Origin of the sequence: Thermococcus indicus, from assembly GCF_006274605.1 — an archaeon.
Lineage (GTDB): Archaea > Methanobacteriota_B > Thermococci > Thermococcales > Thermococcaceae > Thermococcus > Thermococcus indicus.
This window is the reverse complement of sequence record NZ_CP040846.1, coordinates 894422-914793: the sequence shown is the minus strand read 5'-3', so window position 1 is coordinate 914793 and position 20372 is coordinate 894422. Positions and strand designations below refer to the sequence as shown.

21 protein-coding genes and 1 pseudogene are annotated in these 20372 nt (G+C 50.6%); 12 read left to right on the top strand and 10 right to left on the bottom strand.

Translation table 11 applies throughout. The features are described from left to right. Nucleotides 1-12: 12 nt before the first annotated feature. Nucleotides 13-984 (bottom strand): beta-ribofuranosylaminobenzene 5'-phosphate synthase family protein, encoded by a 972-nt coding sequence (locus tag FH039_RS04965; protein WP_139681652.1) that lies wholly within the window; start codon nt 982-984, stop codon nt 13-15. Between the two features lie 89 nt (nt 985-1073). Here FH039_RS04965 and FH039_RS04960 point away from each other — a divergent pair, with 89 nt between their 5' ends. Next, nucleotides 1074-1334: a hypothetical protein gene (locus tag FH039_RS04960; protein ID WP_139680436.1), complete on the top strand. Its 261-nt coding sequence runs from the start codon at nt 1074-1076 to the stop codon at nt 1332-1334. A gap of 20 nt (nt 1335-1354) precedes the next feature. On the opposite strand, the pseudogene FH039_RS04955 reads toward FH039_RS04960, so the two are convergent. Continuing rightward, nucleotides 1355-2658 (bottom strand): annotated as a pseudogene (locus tag FH039_RS04955) (RNA-guided endonuclease InsQ/TnpB family protein). A 170-nt stretch (nt 2659-2828) separates the two neighbouring features. On the opposite strand from FH039_RS04955, the gene folP reads away from it, so the two are divergent. Further along, nucleotides 2829-3647, top strand: coding sequence for a dihydropteroate synthase (gene folP, locus FH039_RS04950; RefSeq protein WP_139680435.1), 819 nt, complete (start codon nt 2829-2831; stop codon nt 3645-3647). Here the strand turns inward: folP and FH039_RS04945 are convergent. Genes FH039_RS04945 through sppA form a run of 3 tightly spaced genes read right to left on the bottom strand, consistent with a single transcriptional unit; the run spans nt 3637 to nt 6116 of the window. After that, entirely contained in the window at nt 3637-4632 is a 996-nt protein-coding gene (locus tag FH039_RS04945) for an AI-2E family transporter (protein ID WP_139680434.1), read from the bottom strand. The genes folP and FH039_RS04945 overlap by 11 nt on opposite strands. Beyond that, entirely contained in the window at nt 4622-5101 is a 480-nt protein-coding gene (locus FH039_RS04940; protein ID WP_139680433.1) for a PH1570 family protein, read from the bottom strand. Before FH039_RS04940 ends, FH039_RS04945 begins: the two co-directional genes overlap by 11 nt. Before the next feature lies 1 nt (nt 5102). After that, nucleotides 5103-6116: a signal peptide peptidase SppA gene (gene sppA, locus FH039_RS04935; protein WP_139680432.1), complete on the bottom strand. Its 1014-nt coding sequence runs from the start codon at nt 6114-6116 to the stop codon at nt 5103-5105. A gap of 94 nt (nt 6117-6210) precedes the next feature. Here sppA and FH039_RS04930 point away from each other — a divergent pair, with 94 nt between their 5' ends. The 10 genes from FH039_RS04930 to FH039_RS04880 all read left to right on the top strand — a co-directional run bounded on the left by FH039_RS04930 (nt 6211) and on the right by FH039_RS04880 (nt 16917). Beyond that, a complete protein-coding gene (locus tag FH039_RS04930; RefSeq protein WP_139680431.1) occupies nt 6211-7017 on the top strand; it encodes a sugar phosphate isomerase/epimerase family protein in 807 nt (268 codons plus the stop codon). 97 nt (nt 7018-7114) lie between these two features. Next, nucleotides 7115-10483 carry a hypothetical protein gene (locus FH039_RS12345; RefSeq protein WP_240703283.1) on the top strand — a complete coding sequence of 1123 codons (3369 nt, stop codon included), beginning with the start codon at nt 7115-7117 and terminating at the stop codon, nt 10481-10483. A gap of 615 nt (nt 10484-11098) precedes the next feature. Continuing rightward, nucleotides 11099-12256, top strand: coding sequence for a hypothetical protein (locus FH039_RS04915; RefSeq protein ID WP_139680429.1), 1158 nt, complete (start codon nt 11099-11101; stop codon nt 12254-12256). A gap of 4 nt (nt 12257-12260) precedes the next feature. Further along, entirely contained in the window at nt 12261-12761 is a 501-nt protein-coding gene (locus FH039_RS04910) for a hypothetical protein (protein ID WP_139680428.1), read from the top strand. Between the two features lie 78 nt (nt 12762-12839). Continuing rightward, entirely contained in the window at nt 12840-13229 is a 390-nt protein-coding gene (locus FH039_RS04905) for a hypothetical protein (protein WP_139680427.1), read from the top strand. Nucleotides 13230-13232: 3 nt separating this feature from the next. Further along, a complete protein-coding gene (locus FH039_RS04900; RefSeq protein WP_139680426.1) occupies nt 13233-13775 on the top strand; it encodes a hypothetical protein in 543 nt (180 codons plus the stop codon). Continuing rightward, complete coding sequence (locus FH039_RS04895) at nt 13750-14493, top strand: hypothetical protein (RefSeq protein ID WP_139680425.1); 744 nt, start codon at nt 13750-13752, stop codon at nt 14491-14493. Before FH039_RS04900 ends, FH039_RS04895 begins: the two co-directional genes overlap by 26 nt. Before the next feature lie 647 nt (nt 14494-15140). Further along, nucleotides 15141-15803 carry a hypothetical protein gene (locus FH039_RS04890; RefSeq protein ID WP_139680424.1) on the top strand — a complete coding sequence of 221 codons (663 nt, stop codon included), beginning with the start codon at nt 15141-15143 and terminating at the stop codon, nt 15801-15803. A 4-nt stretch (nt 15804-15807) separates the two neighbouring features. Next, on the top strand, nt 15808-16440 hold the full coding sequence (locus FH039_RS04885; RefSeq protein ID WP_139680423.1) for a hypothetical protein: 633 nt from the start codon (nt 15808-15810) through the stop codon (nt 16438-16440). A 96-nt stretch (nt 16441-16536) separates the two neighbouring features. Continuing rightward, nucleotides 16537-16917 (top strand): hypothetical protein, encoded by a 381-nt coding sequence (locus FH039_RS04880; protein WP_168188371.1) that lies wholly within the window; start codon nt 16537-16539, stop codon nt 16915-16917. Between the two features lie 110 nt (nt 16918-17027). Here the strand turns inward: FH039_RS04880 and FH039_RS04875 are convergent, their stop codons facing one another. The 5 genes from FH039_RS04875 to FH039_RS04855 form a co-directional block, all read right to left on the bottom strand. Next, complete coding sequence (locus FH039_RS04875) at nt 17028-17414, bottom strand: ribonuclease III family protein (RefSeq protein ID WP_139680421.1); 387 nt, start codon at nt 17412-17414, stop codon at nt 17028-17030. Continuing rightward, nucleotides 17411-18727, bottom strand: coding sequence for a hypothetical protein (locus FH039_RS04870; protein WP_139680420.1), 1317 nt, complete (start codon nt 18725-18727; stop codon nt 17411-17413). Before FH039_RS04870 ends, FH039_RS04875 begins: the two co-directional genes overlap by 4 nt. Nucleotides 18728-18834: 107 nt before the next feature. After that, a complete protein-coding gene (locus FH039_RS04865) occupies nt 18835-19122 on the bottom strand; it encodes a DNA-directed RNA polymerase subunit L (RefSeq protein ID WP_139680419.1) in 288 nt (95 codons plus the stop codon). Further along, nucleotides 19112-19744, bottom strand: coding sequence for a DUF2067 family protein (locus FH039_RS04860; RefSeq protein WP_139680418.1), 633 nt, complete (start codon nt 19742-19744; stop codon nt 19112-19114). The genes FH039_RS04865 and FH039_RS04860 overlap by 11 nt, the downstream gene beginning before the upstream one ends. 2 nt (nt 19745-19746) lie before the next feature. After that, nucleotides 19747-20337 (bottom strand): exosome complex RNA-binding protein Csl4, encoded by a 591-nt coding sequence (locus FH039_RS04855; RefSeq protein ID WP_139680417.1) that lies wholly within the window; start codon nt 20335-20337, stop codon nt 19747-19749. Nucleotides 20338-20372 lie beyond the last annotated feature (35 nt).

The following is a 20372-nucleotide window of genomic DNA, read 5'->3' as shown; positions in this document are numbered from 1 at the left end:
AGTCACCGTTATTTACTCTTTTTCCACGGACCTTATCAACCTTTCGAGAAAAGCGCTCTCCCCGATTATCTCCGCGCCGGTGTTGTTCGGAAGGCCGAGCTCGACCTTCGCCCTTATCCCGTGCTCCTGGAGGTAGTCGTGGGCTTCGGCGCTGAGCCTCTGGAATTCACTCCTGAGTATCAGCCCGTAGACAGTCGGGCCCCAGGAGCTCTGGCCGTGGCCGTAGGTTTTCTCCGCCAGAAAGTCGAGTATCAGCTTAACGTCCTCCCTGAACTCCCCGCCCTGGTACGGCTCGAAGTGCTTTCCGACCAGCCTCTGTATCGCGGAGAGGTGCTCACCGAAGGTCTTCACGTCCCTCTCCTTTAAAGCAGGTAGGAGGCCAAGCAGTATTCTGTGGCTTATCTCCATGGCAACGTCGGCCCTTCCAACGACGCCAGCCATCACGGGCTTTTCCTCCTCCTCGTCGAGGCCGGGTTTAAGTTCTGGAATCACGAGGAGAAAGCCCCATTCGGGGGGAAAATCCTGGCGGAATATCAGGGGCGGAATGCCGTTCCTAACGCCGCCGTCTATGACGAATCCACCGTGGGCGAAGGAGTAAATTCCGGCGCCGCCGTTCCTCCCCCTCCCGAGAACCCTCGCCAGCTCCTCAATCGAGACGTTCAGGTTGTTAAGCCGGGCTATCCCCATCGCGACCGCCAGGCTGAGCTGGGTGGTGGAGCCTAGGCCAACGTGCCTAGGAATAGCCTGTCTAACCTCAACCAGGTAATTAACCCCCGTTTCGTAGGCGGAGTTCATCCTCCTTATGACGAACTCGATGGTTTCCCTGTCTTCTCCATCTGCAATCACTTCCATGGCCTCGCCCTCGACGATTCTGACCTCGTAGCCACCCTCAAGGGCAACGCCGAGACTCCCAAAGCGCCTCCCAAAGGTAGCCGATGGATCGATGAGACCCAGATGAAGCCTCCTCGGAGTACGGATTAGCATGAACGTCACCGGGGGGATTTGGGGTTATCGATTTTTAACGGTTGGCAAAACTTTTAAGTATCTCCAATATTACACCCCACGGTGATAATATGGGGGAAGGCGATGACGCACTTGGGATTGCCCTGTACATCCTCATGATATTCACCGGACTTATCGGGATACTAACCATAGCGCCCCTCGTGACCGAGCTGTACCTCTTCCACGTCCTCGGCAGGCTCAAGGTGAAGGTAACCGACGAGGCGGTCCTGGCCGGCTTCAGCGCAGTCAATGGCCTCCTCGCGGCCGCGGTGCATTCCAACGACCCGAATGTCGACCCAATCCTGCCCACGCTGACCTCCTCCCCACCCTGAAGGGCGAGGGTTCCAACGAGCTAACCCCTCGCCAATGGCAGGGAGGTTTGAGGGGTCTCATTCAAACCCGTCAAAAAGTGGGTCTTCGACCCCTCTGGGGCGGTCTTCCCCCCGTTACCCCTCCTCTGAGCATAAAGACCGCTCAGATTCGGGGTTATGGTTTCCAAAACCTTCTTCAAAATGTTAAACGCTCCAACAAGGTCAGCATTCATAACAACGCCCTCCCTGTGGCACTTAAACAAACCCCTAACAAAACGAGCGTTCTCATGGCGTTGGCCACAGAGGGGGCAAACTTGCGAAGTCAAAGCCTCATCAACAACCAAAACTCGAATACCATACTCTTCCGCAACCTCGGTTAAGCGTTTGATGAGGTAATTAAACCGCCAGACGTGAGAGAGGAGGAAGTTTTGCCTTTTGCCCTTGTCGGAGTTTCTTGCAATGCCTTTCGGATAACCCACGACGATTTTGGAAACTCCAATAGAGTTTCTTAACAGTCTGTCTAACGACAGTATTGATGTAGTGCTTCGCCTGAAGTTTCGCCTTCTCATGCATTCTTTTGAGTTTTCTACTCTTTTTACAGCCGGACTTGTTGAGTTTCGACTGGTACTCAGCAATCTTCTTCCGCCAGTAAAAATCAATGCTCTTCAGCGGTCTTCCGTTCACGAGGAAGCTTTCCCCATTCTCAACGTAAATGGCCATCAAATTGTTTACACCCAAGTCAATTCCCGCTGAAAGGCTTCCCTTGGGAGTTCTCGGAAGCTTAACCCATTCTCTACCCTCAAGTTTTTCCCCGACTGTGATGCTTAGGTAAGCATACCACTTCCGCTTTACCGGGTCGTAAGTGATTTCCAAGCGTCCTTGCTTGCCCTTCAGGTGTATTCTCCCCTTAAACTGAACTTCGAGTTTTCCAAATTTGCCGAGCCTCCTCAATTCAATAACGTTCCCATCAATCCGATACTGGTCGTTCCTGAGGGGAATTATGAAGAGCTTCCACCCATTCTCTTCTTTGACGAATTTTGGTGGTTTTGGTTTGAACCACTCGGGAAGTTCTCTCTTCTTTTTCTTTTTGTTGAGTGAGAAGAAACTTCGCCACGCTTCTGCATTCTTTCGAGCTAATTGTTGAACTGTTGAGCCGCCAATCCAGTTTTTGAACTCGTGATAGGCCTCTTTTTCAGTTGTTGAAAAGTCTATTTTGCCAAATTCTTTGAACTGTTTGAGCCTCTGGTAGTTAAGCCTGTTCCAGATTATTGCTGTGGCGTGGGCTAACTCGAAGAGAATTTTCTCTTGCTGAGGGCTGGAGTTTTACCGTTACTGCCCGTTTCATTCCAAAGTATAGTACGGTTTTTGGGCTTTAAAAAAGGTTGCTTTCCTGCTTGAAGGCTGATTTTCAGAATACTGTACCCCGCCCTACAGGGCGGGGCTTGGAGAAGAGAAAAGTCATAGCCACACTAACCTTTTTATTCATGGCAATCAAGCTCGAGCTGGGTGTGAACCATGAAGTTCGCGGGGATTGACCTGGGTGAGCCCAGGATAATGGGCGTCATCAACGTTTCGCCTGAGAGCTTCTACAAGGGGAGCGTCAGGGACGACGAGAACAGGCTCATCGAGACCGCGGTGAAGATGGTTGAGGATGGGGCAGCATTCATAGATATTGGCGCCAAGTCCACCGCCCCCTACCTCGAGACCCAGATTCCCGTTGAGGAGGAGGTAAGACGGGCGGTATGGGCGGTTAAGGCCATCCGCGACCACGTGGACGTGCCAATAAGCATAGACACCACCAGCGCAAAAGTCGCAGAGGAGGCCCTGAAGGCGGGCGCGAATGTGATAAACGACGTCACCGGTCTGAAGGGCGACCCGAGGATGGCGGAAGTGGCCGGTGAGTACGGTGCTCCGGTGATAGTCTGCGCCCATGGAAAAGTGAGGAACCTCAGCGACCCGATTCATACCGTGATAGACCTTCTCCGGGAGAGCCTCGTTGTAGCCCAGAGACACGGTATAGAGGACGTGGCGGTGGACCCGGCCATAGGCTTCCTCCGCCCGGAGTGGCCCCCCTGGTACGAGTGGGACTCAAAGGTTCTGACGAACCTCAACATGCTCAAAATTTTCGGACGGCCCATCCTTATAGGGGTCTCCAGAAAGTCGTTCATCGGGGCAATAACTGACAGAAAAGACCCCGCGGAGAGGCTCCCGGGGAGTCTTGCCGCCACGGCAGTGGCCGTCTTCAACGGAGCAAACATAATCCGGACACACGACGTCAGGGAAACACTCGATGCCGTCAAGATGGCAGCGTTCATGAGGAAGTTCAGGCCATAGCCGCTTCTTTCGTCTTCTTCCATTCCTCAACCAGGGTTCCGAGGAGGGACAGGGCAACGGGGCCGATTATCAGGCCGACGAAGCCGAAGGCTATGTAACCCCCGAAGATTCCAACGAGGCTTATCAGCGCGTTTACACCGGTTTCCCTCTCGCCCAGGCGGGACCTGAGGATGTAGTCCGGCATCGGGGAGACGAAAACCGCGCCGTAGAGGGCAAAGACGGCCGCCGCGAGGGCCTCTCCGGTGCCGAAGAGATAGGCTGCCCCGGCCAGCCAGACTATCCATCCCCCGAGGACGGGGAGGAGCTCAAAGATTATCGTGAAGATGCCGGCCGCTATCGCACCGCCGGCGTCGGCTATGGCGAAAAGATAGAAACCTATCGCTATGGCCACACCCTTGAGTATGCTCAGGGCGAGCCATCCGCGGAGGAGGCTGTGGAGGGTTCTTCCAGCGCTGTTCAGGAGTTTAAGGGCCAGCTCCCTGTTGTCCTGTGGAAGGAGGGCATGAACTTCCTCCCGTATTGTCTCGGTGTTCACGAGGATCCCGTAAAACGCGAAGACCATCACGATGGCCTGGAGGGAGAGCTTGGGAAGGGAGTAGGTATAGCCAAGAACGTACTCCTCAAAGCGCTTGGGAATATCCTCCGCGAGGCGCTGGATGAGCTCGTAGATTGCGGGGGGAAGGTGGAAGCCAAGCAGCCACCGGAAGAAGGCATCGATGTAGTACGCCAGGGACTGCTTGACGTCGTTTATCCAGAGGGCAAAGCCGATCATGAAGAGAAACGTCAGGATCGTGAGGATACCTGTCATGGTGAAAGCAGAAACACGCTTTCCGGTTTTCCGGGAGAGGCGCTCGTGGAACGGATAGAGAATGTAAGCCAGGGTTATCGCGAGTATAAGGGGAGAAAGGATAGGGCTAACCGTCTCCCAGACGAGGTAGAGGACGACGAGTGATATCGCGATCCAGACCGCGGCTTCAAGCTCCATCCAGCATCCCCAGGTATTTCAGTATGAGCTCCCGCGCGCTCGGCTTGTTGAAGACGATGAGGTACGCCCCCTCACCGAGTATGAAGTTCTTCCCCAGGGCTAATAAACCTTTCTTGAGCTTGTGAACCTCGGCCTTTTCGAAGTCTATGGCACCTTTAACCTCCGGGGGCGCATCGATCTCCTCGAGGGCCTTTTCGAGGCGGTTGAGAACGCTGCGGTTGAGGAACTTGATGGGGCTCGGCCGGAATTCCTCGACGACTATCTCGGAGGAATCCATGTGAATGCCCCAGAACTCCTTGGCGCACTCAAAGGGATAGACATAATCCTCCCCATAATCGGGGAGGTAAAGCTCCCTTATCACCGCAAGGAGAAGCTTTCTGGTGTCCTTTCCGTAAAACTCCACCCTGAGGTTGAACTTCTCATCCAGGAATCCGTTTTCAAATACCTCGAGCTTCTCCTCACAGAGCATCTCAACCACCCCAGCCGGTCTTCAGGTAAGCGCTCACGTAGCGCGGATCAAGCAGGAGGGCCGTGCTCCCGAAGATACCAAAATCCGAAGGAGAGTCCCCACTGTATATAACGACGCGCGGGTTGGTGACGTTGAGCTCCTCCGAAAGGATACTCAGGGCACGGTCGATGTCCCCGGTTTCATCCACAAGGGAGCCGGTCACGTTCATGGCGAACCAGGTCTGGCCGGTTGCATACTTCCTGGTCTCGTTGAGCGGCATGTTTCTCCCGCTGCTCACCGCCTGGAGGAATGCCTGGAAATAGGTGTCAATGCTCTCCGCTATCATCTCGCGCTCCTCCTCGCTCAGGTCGCGCCACTCCGCACCGGTGTCCTTGTATGGGCCGGTCTTGAAGACATCGACCTTGATGCCGTTCATCTCGTAGTTCTTCTGGAGGTTGTAGTGGACGTAGATGATGCCGATACTGCCCACCTCCGCGAGGGGGTCCGCTATTATCTTCTCGGCGCCTGCGGCGATGTAGTACCCACCCGATGCCGCCATGCCTCCGGTGTAGGCGACCACGGGTTTAATGAGGTTGAGCTTCCGAACCGTGGCGTAGATGTCCCTCACCGGCCCCACGTATCCGCCCGGACTCTCTATCCATAGAACAACGCCGCCGATTGAGTCGTTCCGGGCAACGTCCCTCAGAAGGGGCACGATTCTTAGGGCGGTGTACTCGTCAATCAGGCCGAATATCGGGACGACGGCTATCGTCGTGTTGTCTTCGGGCATGTTCCTCTCCCTTAGCTGGGCCCGCATGAAGTCGAGCTGCCTCTGGAGCTCTTCTATCTGGAGCCTGTAAGCCGTTTCGTTGCACGTGGCGTTCAGTGAGGTCTCCACAACTACAGGGGAGACGTTCGAAGGGGTGTAAGATTTCAGCTCCGAGTTCTGCATGTAGAGCAGCACCACCGCCACGCTTGAGGCGGCGAGCAGGAGTATGAGAACCGCGGATATGTACTTCCAGATGTTTTCCCTCATCCACTCACCCGGAAGATGTTCCGCCCGGAACTTTTAAACCCTGTCCCTCGGTAAGCTTTTATATCCAGCGGCACACTCTCTTGTAGGTGGTAGCATGGAGATAGGAATTACGGTCTATCCGCATTTCGTCACGAAGGACAAGACCCTCGCGTCGGTGCTCGCGGACGTCAAGATAAAGAACTACGACTTCGTCTCGATATTCCCCCACACGCTCGGCCTCATAAAGAACGGCGTCGTTGTTGAGAAAAAGCTCAAAAACATCGAGACGACCCTGAGGGGCGTCGGAATCGACTACATCGTCAGGATGCCCACCTCCGTCAACCTCCGCGATCACATCTACTACACCCGTCACTTCCGCGTCGCAAGGGCAGTCGCCGACGTCGCGATAAAGCTGGGCGCCAAGGTCATCGTCATGCAGAGCGGAAGGACCGGACGGCTCGACCTCGAAATAGAGGCCCTCCAGCAGCTTGCGGATATGGTGGGTCCGTTCGGGATAAAGATAGCCCTCGAGAACACCTTCAGCGTCAAGGACACGCTCTACGTCGTCGAGAACGTGGACAGGAAAAACGTCGGCTTCGCCCTCGACGTCGCCCACGCCTTCCTCAGCGCCCAGGGTGACGCGGACAAGCTGCTCGAGGACGTCAAGCTCGGAACTGATAAAACTATTATCCTCATGATACACGACAACTTCGGAAAGCTCTTCCCCCAGGTGGAGCCCGAGGATGCCCTCGCCTACGGTGTCGGCGACCTTCACCTTCTCCCCGGCGAGGGAAGCATACCATTCGGAAAGGTTCTCAAGCTGTTTGGCGACGTCCCCCTGCTCCTCAAGGTCAAGGACCCCGAGAAGTTCATGAAGGTCCCGACGAAGCAGGGGTTGATAGAGCTGCTGACGAGCCTGTGATTTTCCATTTTTTGTGTACTATTTTTGGTGGTGTGCAAAATGTTGATAGAAAAACCTTTTAATTTCTAACTTTGATTAGTGTCATGGTGAAATTTCAATGAGAAAGGCAGTAGGAGTGTTGTTGATAACCCTCCTGCTAGGATCGATAGTAGCAGCGGCGGGGAGTACAGCCTACGCCACCACTGTTGAAGCCCAGAACGACCCGTACGAGAAATTCTGGGAAATCCTCAACAGAGAAGCCGAACTTGTGGTTCGCCTCAACGCCACTGGAAACACGACTCTTGTCAAGGAGCTAATTCAAAACTCTCGCTTCGGTGCCGAGAATGCCGCAAACATTTCAGCGTTAATCTGGCAGGCCATGGAGGAACTGAAGGCTTCTGGTGTAAAGACGTACTACACTGCGGAAGAGCTGAGAGAAATGGCTCAAAACATCAGCCAGAACGGTCTTCCCCAAGAGACCGTGGAGGCTTTGAAAGCCCAAGGCTGGACTGATGAGCAGATTCAAGCATTGGAAGATTACATCGCCAAGAACGCTGGTGAGATTAACGAAGACTTCAACATGACAGCCTTCCTTGAGGATTTCTCCATGGCCTTCATCGACGTGGCGTTCAAATACAACGAGTACGGAGCATGGGGTTTGAAAACAGGTTATTGGAAAAATATCGAAGAGGCCCCTTCAACGGCAGGTTCGTCCCTTCAGATCAACCCTGTTCTGAAACGGTCGTGGATCGAAACATATGCAAGCTACTACAATTACTCGGGAGATTCGACGGGCATAGAAACTTTTTACAGCAGCGTCCGCGGACTGAATGAGTTAATAACCGCACTGATTCTCGACAGGATAAAACCAAAGGAGTATAAATATACAAAATTCATGCCTCCCCATCCAACACCAAGACCGCCTCGGAACATAACTCTCAACATATCTCCCCCAATAAACCCACGCCTAATATCCCCGGAACAGGAGATAACAAGGGTTGAGAAGAGAACTCCCAACGGAGGCATTGTATTCACAATCGAAAAAACAAAAATAGTCAAGGTCTATGATTTTCTCATAAAAGACATCGGTAGAAGTGGTGACGCTGACGTAAAATCAACTCCAGAAGTCCGGTGTCCAGAGACCTGGATAATAACAACCCATACAGTATACTACTGGCCATCTGCCCTCGAAGCATATGAGCTGTCAAGCAATATCATGGCCCTGTTGGAGGCAAAGAAAGGGGGTAACGACAATCCTGAGATTGACAAAATCATAAATCAAAAAATGGCGGAGTTAAAGCAGTCCCTCGGGGTCTACATGATATACAGCACTAACAAGACTAAAAGGGTATCGTGTTACGACAACCTTAAACCTGGCCAGCCCAGACCCCTGAGCGGTTTGGACACCAAAGAGACCATGCCAGTAGAGAAGGCATCTCCAGATCTCCAAGAACCCCTGAACCTGCCCGAATGGCTGATCAAAGAAGCGCTGGATATGGAAAATACTCTCGGAGTTCTCTCAATAAACGGGATCAGTGTCGTGGTGGACAGGAACGATGCGGGTGAGATAAAGTACCACGTCGAAATTTCGATGGTAGCCAAGTATAACTCGGTAAGCAAAATCCAGGTCAATGTTTCAGACAAAACCTCCAGGGGAACTGACACAGGAACCATAAGTTACCTGGGCCCGGACGAGGAGGAAACATGGAGGAGCGGGAAGTTCTCAGCTAGGGTATCCGGAAGCAGTATACGGATAACCGGGAACGTAAAAATCACCTATCGGCCAGTATGCAGCAGCCCACCAACATCATTTAAAGACGGCCAGACCCTCTCCAGGAAATGTCAGGACAGAACCATAACAAGGAGCTACTCAGAAACCATCGATCTCGGGTCTTCAATTGACTGGAGCAAGGTCGATGTTATCGTTACCGCATCAAGGCACAACATTGTTGAGGGAGAGAGCGTCACGTATACGGTGAAGGTTAAAAACGGCAATAGTCTGCCGGTGGACGGTGTCAAGTACAGAGTAACAGTATCTCTCCCCCAATTTGACCCCAAAAACTATTCAGGTACCGTCACGATCCCTGCAAATGGCGAGAAGACGATACTCACCAAAACCGTAGCATATCCTGATTCCGGCACATATCTGGCACGGGCGACCATTTCGTGGAACGGACACACGAAGAGCGCAAGCGATAAGGTCATAGTAACCACCGGCACTCTGGTCATATCGGACGTTGATGTATCACCCCGGAATCCGGATGATGGGGACAGAGTGAGATTCGACGTGAGTATCAGAAACCCCTCCTCCCGGTCCAGATCCCTGAATGTGAAGCTGTTTATTGATGGGGTCAAGGAGTCCAGCAGAACCGTCTCAATCGGGGGCAACGGCGAGAGCACCACAACCTTAGTGTGGACCGCAACCGCAGGGAATCATGACTGGAGGGTAGAAGTGTGGGAGGATGGAAAACTGGAGGATTCGAGGAGCGGAAGTTTGAGCGTCTCTGGAACTTCCGGCAATTTGTTTAACGTTGTTTTAACCGCTTACCCGACTGAGCTTGAGGGTGGAGGGGAAGTGTATTTGCAAGTGAAGGCGTGGAATTACGATGGGTCGCTGATTCCAGTTAAAGGCTTCATTGAAGTTGATGGGGAAGTGATAAGGAGCATTGAAGCCAAGATTCCAGTGAATGCTAACGGTGACTCAATACTAACGCTCACTTATAACATTGCTGGAGTCAGCACTCACACGTTCAAACTCTTCCTCGACAATTACGATGGTGAACCAAACGGAGCAGGAGAAGAACACTGGAGCGAAGTGAAAGTGGAAGTGAAATCATGGAAGGCGGATTTGAAGTTGGAATGCGATGATGAAGTTGTACTGGGTGAAAATGATGTAGACGACCTTGACTGCACTTTATACTTATTCCGAACTAACCCGGAAGAATCGGTGCAAGTTAGAATATCAGAAATCGACGTTGGGGGAGCAAAAGTCTGGCCAAGCGAGTTTAAAGGAGTCACATTGTCAAAGGATACTCTTAGGGTGACTCCGAATGATCCAGATGACGAGACTCACATCACGATTACGGTAGATGAAAGCTTTGCAGAGTTTTACTTTGGGATCGATCCCCTCTTCCCGTGGCATTCTTATGTGAATAAACTTGCCACGGAGCAGCCTTGGGAAATACTGGTGCACTTTGAGAATGCACTGTCAATAAGCACTACCTTCCAGATACTGAAGAATGATGGCACCACGATTAAAGACGCAGTTGAATACGGCGGTTCAGGAACATTTGTAGTGACAGAGATACTCGAAAGGGCAGGGTACATAACAACCGAGGCAACAGGACCCGGACAATTGGCGGTTTTTGGATCTAGACTGTTCGGATACGCCGGACTACTGCTCTTGCTAGCAGATATAACGGAGAATGTATATTTCTATGGATGGAAGCAACCAAGAGATTTTGACAATGATAACTTCGTGGGGTGAGCTACATGAAGAGTATTCGAGTTCACAACATTCTAACTTTTTATCTTCCATTTTTAATTTTAATTAGTTTTATGTATGAATTCTTGAATAAGAACTCTAGGGCGCTGGTTTATGTCATTGGATATTTGATAGCTTATCTGGCAATTAGACTTGAAATTCATCACTACACTCACAAATGGAGCGCACATAGAGATGCAGAGTTTACCAAAATTCTTTTGATCTATGACTTGCTTGCAGTAGGCTTTCTGTTACCTACTCTTCTTGCTTATTCAACAAGAGCAACTCTTATCAGGGATATCATGATTTACCTTACTGTGGTATTTCTCATGTATGTGCCAATTTCCAAAATGATCGGTAGATCATTGGGACGTGGATTATTGATCTTATCCCTTGGGTCTTCACTTGTAATCTTTATAATCACGCAAAGCATTCTAGAACCCACGATATTTGCGCTCCTTAGTTTATGGACATACTTGGTACTGAAACATGATTTAGTAACTTATGCCTAAGAAAGAGGCGTTAGCTAAAGCATAAGCTCTCCTCAAAAGACTATGACTGAAACTAAATGAGGCGGGAAAAGAACGCTATAGAAAGATGACAGTGGAAGTGACGCCGATGAGTGGAGCAGAGTTGGAGCAGGTGGGATTTGAGTGTGTCACCCTAATGTGGACCGCAACCGCTGGGAATCATGACTGGAGGGTAGAAGTGTGGGAGGATGGAAAACTGGAGGATTCGAGAAGCGGCAAGATACGTGTGGAAAAGTCTTCCTCTTCAACTTGTTTGAGCGGTGTCCCCCTGGAGGGCCACTTGGAGGTTTATCCAGAGTGGGTTGAGGCAGGGGATAGCGTGAGTGTCCATATTACCGTCACCAACCTGGATCCGAACTGTGCACATGGACCCTTCAACATTGAGCTGGTCGATGATTCAGGAGCAAAGTGGTGGCCGAAGAAAGACACGGAGTACGGGTGCAGCGGTTGCGGTTATGTAATCCAAGATGGAGCATTAAAGATATATGCAGGCAAGACGATGAGTGACTGGACGGATTTCAGCAATATCGGTCAGGATACTACTCTGTACTTAAAGGTTGGGGGCAAGACATTGGCAAGTGCAAAAATCAACGTCAAGCAGGACAGGCCAGTTAAAGCAAACATGGAGTGCAAGCCTGCCGTTGTTCCTCTTGACGGTTCAACCACTTGTACTGTGCACTTTGAGCTGAGGAGTGCTGAGACGATTACGTTGAACTTGGAGGAGGTTGACTTTGGAGGTAAGAAAGTATGGCCCAACGGGCCAAGCAGCGTTACAGTCAACAAGCAAACTGTAACCCTAACTCCAACCAACATGCAGGAGGACTTGACAGTAACCATCAACATAGATGATGAGCTAGCGGATTATTACTTTAAGAAAAGTCCATGGCTATCCACAGGCTCGTATAAGGATAGGCTTGTAGGATACTCGTATCTCATCAGAGCAGTATTCAACGGTAACGTTGTGGTTAGTGATATAATTGAAATAACGGGCAATCCCCAATCGGTGGGGGAGAATGCCGAAACGGCAGTAAAAGCTGCGGGCATAGCAAATTCCGTACTTCAGAAAGTAGCTGAGCATACAGGACAACTGGAAACCGTGGCAGGCGGACCATTGGGAAAGGTAGTAGCCAAAGTTACCCCAGTTCTAGACTTCATTTCATGGTCCTTGACCGCTAGGGATGTTATAAACTGGCTGAGAGCACCGACTCCTTCAGATGAGGATAACAATAACGTGATAGCGGGGTGATAGTGTGAATAGTCCCTCCAGAGTCTTTAAGTTTTCCCTCCTCATTAATATTTTAATAATCTTGTATTCAGCATATCAGGTTAAAGTTAACGACTCTGAATGGTGGGGTTACACTTTCATCGGGATATTTCTGTGGACTGTGGGGATTATCCTTGTAGCACCGCCAGATAAAACTCCAAAATGGTACAGAGTTGACAAACTTCTGAACTATCCGCTTATTTCATTGGTAATTTTCATAGCATTATTCTATTCTTCAGGCTTATTTGACTTCCTCCTTAGAGCCATAATCTTATCTGGGGTAGGGGAGTTGCTGACGTATATACTCCAGAGGAAACTCAGCAGAAGCGTTGTCATGGCGTATTACTCAATGCTGGTGATACTTGCATGGGTACATCTTTATGAATACCCCCTCATTCCATTAGCTTACTGCTCATTTGTGATTTACTGTGCCATTAATCTATTGCGAGTGATAAACGATCAAAAGGAAACGATGACAGTGCAATGATAAGCGAGGATATTTAACAAATCGTTGGTATATTTAATGTTGGAAACAACTCCAACCAACATGCAGGAGGATTTAAGCGTGACAATAACAATAAACGACGAACTGGCTGATTATTACTTAGGAAAGCCCATTTACAGAACGTACATTGATAAACTTGACGGACACTCATACCTAATTGAAGCAAGGTTCAGTGAACTGAATTATTCAGTTTCAGATGTGATAACAATAATTTACAAGGACACGAGAAGTAGGACGGAAAAGGCAATAGATTATGGCTCAACCGCAGGGGAAATAATATCCACAGCACAGCTTGTTGTTGAGGGCAGTAACCCTGTGGGCTGGGCGGTATTTGCATTAACAAGTCTTCCAAAGCTCGGAAAAGCCGCCTCAGAGGTCCAGTGGATATTTGAATGGGGTGTGAATGGATTCCCACAAGAAAACGACGATAATGCTGTGGTGGGGGGATGAAGGGTGGACGTTTTCCTTCTTATTTCCATTATTTTGTGGATTATCATTGGGATTGGGGCTCTTATCTCAGACCACAAATCGATAATTGGAATAGGTGTTATAGTGGTATCCCTCCTATATCTCATCAAGGTTAGTCATGGACACAATGATCTTATGGCATTCATTGCGGTATTCCTGCTCTGGCTGTCTCTCTCGCTGTTAAGCCTCGCTTGGTCTTTGAGAGGAATAAACAGAAAAGAAGTTGAATCCGCCTGCTCCTTTACCTCCTTGGGATATCTCCCAATCCTGACAGTGTTGCCCCTGAAGTACGGAGCAATAGCCTTCATCGGAATTTTCCTGTGGTTTGGCCTGTGGTACGGTTTTCGTATGGTGTACCACCAAGAAAAAACAGTGATTGTCCTTGTGCATCTTCCTGCAGTTTTAATGGCAGCTCTCTTTCGTACACTCCTCGCGATACCCTACGGAATCTTGCTCTGGTGGCTCTACGAAGACGTTAAAAAACTCTGGCGCATGTGTGAAAGTGCGCGCGAAGCTAAAACTGGTTAAGAATGTCATCAACAATTACGACGGAAAACCCAACGGAAAAGGAGAAGAACACCGGAGCGAAGTGAAGGTGGAAGTGAAGCTGATGAACGGAACAGAACTCAAACAAGTGGGCTTTGAGTGCAGTGACTTGTACTTTGACTTTGAGGATCGTGCGTACAGAGCCACGTTGTCATGCAGGGTTTATTTACACAATCCCAATCCTAAAAATGAAGTTAGGATCAAAGATATCGCAGTGCTAAACAGCTACTCTTTGGGTGATTTGAAGAATGTGCCCGCGGGCAGTCTGAACACGGGAGAGTGGAACATTCAGCCAGATTCATTCACTATTCCAGCACAAACCACTAAAATTGTCCAGTTCAGTCTTCCATTAGAGATTAGCTCGTGGGTTCCAATAAGCGGCGCAGATGCCACCGAAGTAGTACTCAAGGATGGAGAATTCATCACTGTTGAAATACCCTACACCCTCGGGTACAGCTACGACGGGAACACTTGGACTCACTTTTCCGAAGAAATCTACGACACCATTCAGGTGAAAATGGACGCAAAGACCGTTGCGGCAGACTACATACTCAGTGGAGGAATGGCTGTTCTTGATCCAGCTACTATGATAAGCTATAATATTGGGACAGTAACAGTCTTTGGTAAGATGATTAATATTAAACTAAGCATAGACCTGTGGCCGATAGTCTGGAACACGTTCATTAAACCATTTATCTAGAACACACGTAAAGGGGATGGAAAATGAGGAGTGGAACTGGTCTTAGGTTTGTCTTTGGCTCTTTGATTTTTTCATCTTTGTTTTTGCAGGCCTGGTACTTTGGAGTACGTAGCGCAATCAGAACATTAATTGGCTCTGCAGTAGCGTTCGCGCTTATGATTATGATTTGCTGGACTGGTAGGCAGTTAGATTCTCAGAGTTGCAGAGGCAGGATAATACAGTATATCATCGGCTATACCAAGCTCTCAGGTGCTAAGGGGAAATCCCGACAGCTTTTTGCCCTTTTCGTAGGGTATTTTGCCCTCAGCGGGTTGCCAAATCTTCCGCTGGTTGAGGATTCCACAAGATTCTTCTTGTCACTCTTCCCTCTTACAACAGGCTTAATGGGGCTCACACACCGATGGATAAATGAAAGATGCCAGAAATCACAGGTTAAAACTTAGAATGAAGGATGCATTCGGGAGCGAGATGAGAATGGATGCAAAGACAATTACAGCTGACTACATACTTAGCGGAGCGATGACTTACGTATCCGCATGGACACTGCTAAGTAAAATTGTAATTGCTGGTAAACACCGAGTGACTGGACGGATTTCAACAATATCGGTCAGGCTACTACTCTGTACTTAAAGGTTGGGGGTAAGACATTGGCAAGTGCAAAAATCAACGTCAAGCAGAACGGGCCAGTTAAAGCAAGTATGGAATGCAAACCTACAGTTGTTCCCTTGGACGGTTCAACCACTTGTACTGTGCACTTTGAGCTGAAGAGTGCTGACACGGTTACGTTGAACCTGGAGGAGGTTGATTTTGGGGGTAAGAAAGTGTGGCCGAACGGGCCAAGCAGCGTTACAGTTAACAAGCAAACTGTGACCCTAACTCCAACCAACATGCAGGAGGACCTGACAATAACCATTAACATAAATGACGAGCTAGCGAACTACTACTTCGGCCACTGGGGTTATACTCATAAACTGTTGGAAACTCCCTCTTATCTTATAGAAGCTTATTTGACAGGCCTGAGTTATCCTGTATCTGATGTCATTACAATTACAGAGAAAGAAGAAACTTGGAAGGATAGTGCAGTTAGCTTAGGCGCGGACTTTGCAGGAGGTGCAATAGTTGCAGCAGTTGCAGGTTCGAATCCACTTTCACTAACATTCGTAGCAACATTTATTGATGGAGCCGCAACAACAGAATACGTGGTAAAACCGCTGGGCACGTTCCTCTGGGACCTGTGGGGTGAGTATTGCTGGGGGATAAGCGATCCGGGAGCAGGAGAAAATGACAATAACTCTATAGCTGGAGGGTGATAATATGGAGGTAAACATGCGTGTTTCTCTTCCCCTCATTTTTCCCGGACTTTTAATGATCTCCACGCTTCAGATAATAGTAGCGGTCTCCGGTGGAGAAGATGGGATAGCTGCTGGGACCCTGTTTGCGATGGCATCTCTGCCGTTCCTTGTTATTGGCTACCGCTTTGCAAGAGAAAAGGAGGATCTAATGTTCGTGCATGCAGTATTACCTATTTTAGGACTATATCCATTCGCATATGCCACGAAAAGCCCCTTTTCTTGGATTTTAGTAGGTTTAATCATATTGATTCCAGCACTCTCAGCGAGGTATTACAGATCTAAGGATAATCAGACAAATTCCATTGTTTTCGCTCTTTCACTGTTAGCGTGTCTCGGCATACCAAATAAGAGCCTCATTGCGATAGGGCTGATACTCCTGTCTTTGGCATTCTACACCTTCAGGGAAAAACTAGAACTTCAGTATATAGCGTCGTATGTAATCTTATGGGTGTTTGTAAATCAAGTCTACAAAGTAGACTATCTCGTGCTCAGCATGGGATTCCTCTTCGGGTTTGCTGTGTTTGTGATGACCCACTACATCACCAAGAGGACTCCGGCACTATTAAAGGAGAAAAAAGATGGGTTTGTGAAGTAATTAACGTGGACAGTGCCAGCACTCATAATATCTACGTTAACATTACGGCAGGCTTGTGGGGGAGTATTAAAAATAGTAACCCTAACTCCAACCAACATGCAGGAGGATCTAACGATAACCATTGACATAAATAAGGAGTTCGTAAACTATTATCTTGACTATCCTCTCCTTAACTATGGGTACAAGATGACTAAGTATTCATACCTGATAGTCGCCAAGATTAGCGATGGACTCAGAGTCTCAGATGTAGTTCAACTGAGTGATCCAGTAGATGTTCAAACCTTTGAAGATAAAGCTAGAAAAGCATACGGGATCGCCAAAACAATAAAGAGCGCGTACGACGATGCTAAATCTGAGATAATCGGAATACTTGAAACAGTAACGGTTAAAGGAGGTAAAGAACTGGCATGGATATTACACTACCACACATTGCTTGAGGATCGAGAAACGCCTAACAATAATATTATTGGGGGTTGAACGTATGGACAGTGGAGACTGGGGTGTACTGGTGCTTGAAATCCTCTGGTTTTTTACCCTCTTTTTAGTAGCCATTAACGGATTAAATTATCGGCCGGGGCGGGAATTCTTCACAGCCCCAACCTCTCCCCTATTACCTTAAAAACCTCCGCGAAGGCCCTCCCTATCGCTTCCTTTCTTCTTGAGAAGTGCGTAACGTCCTCGGTGAAGTTCTCCCTCAAAATCTCGACGGCTTCCTCCACAGTTATCTTGCCCTCGAGCCACGCGTAGGCGAAAATAGCTTCGGCTATGTCGCCCTTACCGTGCTTGTCGGTCCTTGGCGGAATCACGTGCCTAAGTCCCGCCAGCTCGAGGGCTATCGTGAGAGACGCGTTGGGGACCCTCTCCCCGGTGGGCCTGCCCAGGTACTCGCTCAAAGCGAGTGAGAAGACGAAGTTGACCAGTGAGTCCCCGAACTTTGAAAGTCCCTTGTCCGTGAAGTTTCTCTCGTACCTCAAGCTCTCACCCAAACCCTCTCCGAGAGCCAGGCTTTAAGGTTTTTGAGGTACGGCAAGGTGCTCCCCAGGACGAGGGCGTAGAGGAGCAGGGTCAGGCCGAGGGAATAGGCGACGTATGGAGCGTCTCCCCCAACCCCAATCGTAAAGTGGCCCACAAACCGGACGACGGCCCAGTTGGGGTTCCGGAGGTGAACGTGAAACCAGAACTCGCTCGGCTGGAGGATCGGCCAGATTCCAACGTAGAAGGCGGTAAAGAGTGAGACAGGGCCAATCCGGCCACCGGTGGTGAAGGATAGGAGAACCAGAAACGCAACGAGGGGCAGGAGGTACTGGGGATTAACGCGCCAGTAGGTTGCAGTAAAGGTGGCGTAGGCAAGCGAGACGGAAACTATCAGGTTCCTCTCAAAGGAATGTCTCAAAAGGGTAAGAAAGAGAAGGAAACCTGCCGGGACGTACCAGTGCTCGATAAAAATCAGCGTCTCAACTCCGTAAACCTCGTGAAAGTATGTGGCTAGGCTGACGAAGCCGTTCATGCTGTACGATAACGGAAGGGGATACCCGACTTCAATCCCCCGCATCAGCTCGGGAAGTTTTTGAAGGCTCGACGGGCAGAGGAGCAGCATGGGGAGAAACGGGGCAATGGCTCCGACAAAGAGAAGTGCGGCTCTTTTGAGACCCCCAACTCCGTCCAGGAGGTATTCCCACAAAGAAACGATGGCCGGAAACAGGAGGGTGTGCTTAACCGCAAGGGAAAGGCCCTGGAGGAAGGGGGAGGCCTCCTTCCTGCCCTCCAGGTACAGGGCAAGAAGGAACGGGGCCAGGGCCAGGGCGTCGAACATGCCGTAAACAGCTGAAACGTGGATAACCATTGGATTCAGGTAGTAAACCGCACCCCCCATGACGCCCTCCCACTCCCCCTTTTTTCGAAGGAGGAGGTAGATAAGAACCGCGGTTGCCGTGTCTGCGGCTATGAATACCAGCTTAACGGAGAACGCCCAGGTGGGGTCCACGTAGACGTGGTAAACGCCGCCGCTCCAGAAGTACTCAACGCCACCCCCGACCAGAAATCTGATTCCTGCCAGCAGGTAAGCCAGAACGGGCCCGTAAACGTAGGGCCAGGGGTATGGCCAGCCCTTGCCGGAGTAGCCGACCCAATCGGCGTAGGCGTAGAAGCAGGCCTTCTTTTCGAGCATCGTCCCGGCAAAGCCGTAGAACTGGGCAAGGTCGCTTCCGGCCGAATAGGGCGCAAGGGCAAGCCGGACTGTGAGACCGGCCAGTAGGATGAGGGCAAGGGCTCGCTCAGGGTGCCTCAAGATTCCACCCCTCGAAATGTATCCATTTCAACTGGAAGTTAGAAGAGTTCCACATTTAAGGGTTTCGGAAATCGCCGCGTGGAACACATCAAAGGAGAAAAGGAAGGTCACTCGCCTATAGCGGCCTTCCAGGCATCCAGAACCGCCCTGGCCCTGTCGAACACCTTCTGTGCGGCCTCCTCAAGGGCCTTCTCGGGGGTAACCTTGCCGTCGGTAACGATGCGGAACTTGGGCTTCCTCGCCATGAGAACCGGGTGCTCGATGGTGTAGCCCGCGAAGGTCACGTGCTTGTTCTCGTGGAGCACCTCGTTGAGCAGGTTGGCGAAGGTGTGATCCTCCCCCTCAAGGTAGAACTCAAGGACGTTTTCCTCACGCTTGATGACCTCAATCTTCATTTTCCTCACCCTTCAAGTGGTTAATCAGCATCTCCAGCGCCTGCTCCTTGTTCTTCACCAGTTCGTATTTAAACTTATCCTCCTTCCACTCGGCGGCGCCGAGGTTTACGAGGATATCGATTACCTCCCCGGGATCGAGGTCGTAGGCAACGGCGGCGGGCAGGACGACCTCCCTTATCTGCCGCGTTGTCTGGAGGGAGATGTCGGACAGGTATCCACCGAGGGTTCCGGTCAGGGAGACCAGCTCCTCCCAGGGCATGGACGTTACCAGCTCCCCCTCCCGCACCTCAACGGTTTCGCCCAGGAGCTCGAGGGTCTTTACGAGGATGGGGGTTGAAACGCTGGCCCCCGCCTCTCTGAAGAGGTCGTCTATGGTGTACCTGTAGAGACCGCGTTTGTCGGGGTAGAGCTTGGCCCTGACGCGGTTGTGTATCTCCCTTATTCTGCGGATGGCCTCGCGGATGTCCTCCTTCGTCCCCTGGACGTTTATCTTCAGGTCGTTCAGCTTGCCGTGGACGTATATGAACGCCGGAAGGCGGAGACGCTGAAGCTCCCGCATGAACTCCTCCTTCTCCCTGTCGTCGCGGACGTGGATGGTTATTACCTTCTTAGCCCTCGCCATACTCACACCCTCATCTTCCTGTAAAGGGTGGAGAGCTTCCTCGTCTCGACGCTTCCGCAGCGCGGGCAGATAAGCCTGTCGCCGCGCCTCACCAGGGGGGTCCTGCAGCGGGAGCAGAGGGCATAGACCACGCCGAGGTCAGGCCCTTTGGTGGAGAGCTGTATGGGACTCTTCTCGTTCGCTATAACCCTGGCCCTCACGATGTCGCCGACCTTGAACTCCGTGGACATGCCCTCAACGTAGCCGTCCCTGACCTGGGATATATGGATTCCGGCGAGCTTCGAGGTGGCTATCTCCCTGTCATCCTCCCTTCCTTCGATTTTAATGAGCTGGACTATCGCCGCCTGCGGCTTGACCTCTATGACGTTCGCTATGACCACGTCACCCACCTGCGGCAGGGGTGGGGTGTCGGTGACGGGTTCAACGCTGATTTCCATCCTGTCCTGGTCGATTACAACCTTCCCCGCTCTCACGGCGTAGAGCTCGCCGTTCTCTTCCTTAACCCCTTCTCCTGGGAAGTACTCCTCGATGACGCCGAGGTAGTCACCGGGAAGAACGATATCACCGCTTTTTGCGCCGTTCTTTTCGTCCATTCTTCCACCTCCATGAAAGTTGAAATCCGGATTTT

What these genes read in the sequence shown, in the direction of transcription:
- FH039_RS04965 (WP_139681652.1), bottom strand. Translation starts at nt 984, where the DNA reads ATGCTAATCCGTACTCCGAGGAGGCTTCATCTGGGTCTCATCGATCCA.
- FH039_RS04960 (WP_139680436.1), top strand. Translation starts at nt 1,074, where the DNA reads ATGGGGGAAGGCGATGACGCACTTGGGATTGCCCTGTACATCCTCATG.
- folP (WP_139680435.1), top strand. Translation starts at nt 2,829, where the DNA reads ATGAAGTTCGCGGGGATTGACCTGGGTGAGCCCAGGATAATGGGCGTC.
- FH039_RS04945 (WP_139680434.1), bottom strand. Translation starts at nt 4,632, where the DNA reads ATGGAGCTTGAAGCCGCGGTCTGGATCGCGATATCACTCGTCGTCCTC.
- FH039_RS04940 (WP_139680433.1), bottom strand. Translation starts at nt 5,101, where the DNA reads ATGCTCTGTGAGGAGAAGCTCGAGGTATTTGAAAACGGATTCCTGGAT.
- sppA (WP_139680432.1), bottom strand. Translation starts at nt 6,116, where the DNA reads ATGAGGGAAAACATCTGGAAGTACATATCCGCGGTTCTCATACTCCTG.
- FH039_RS04930 (WP_139680431.1), top strand. Translation starts at nt 6,211, where the DNA reads ATGGAGATAGGAATTACGGTCTATCCGCATTTCGTCACGAAGGACAAG.
- FH039_RS12345 (WP_240703283.1), top strand. Translation starts at nt 7,115, where the DNA reads ATGAGAAAGGCAGTAGGAGTGTTGTTGATAACCCTCCTGCTAGGATCG.
- FH039_RS04915 (WP_139680429.1), top strand. Translation starts at nt 11,099, where the DNA reads ATGAGTGGAGCAGAGTTGGAGCAGGTGGGATTTGAGTGTGTCACCCTA.
- FH039_RS04885 (WP_139680423.1), top strand. Translation starts at nt 15,808, where the DNA reads ATGGAGGTAAACATGCGTGTTTCTCTTCCCCTCATTTTTCCCGGACTT.
- FH039_RS04880 (WP_168188371.1), top strand. Translation starts at nt 16,537, where the DNA reads ATGCAGGAGGATCTAACGATAACCATTGACATAAATAAGGAGTTCGTA.
- FH039_RS04865 (WP_139680419.1), bottom strand. Translation starts at nt 19,122, where the DNA reads ATGAAGATTGAGGTCATCAAGCGTGAGGAAAACGTCCTTGAGTTCTAC.
- FH039_RS04860 (WP_139680418.1), bottom strand. Translation starts at nt 19,744, where the DNA reads ATGGCGAGGGCTAAGAAGGTAATAACCATCCACGTCCGCGACGACAGG.
- FH039_RS04855 (WP_139680417.1), bottom strand. Translation starts at nt 20,337, where the DNA reads ATGGACGAAAAGAACGGCGCAAAAAGCGGTGATATCGTTCTTCCCGGT.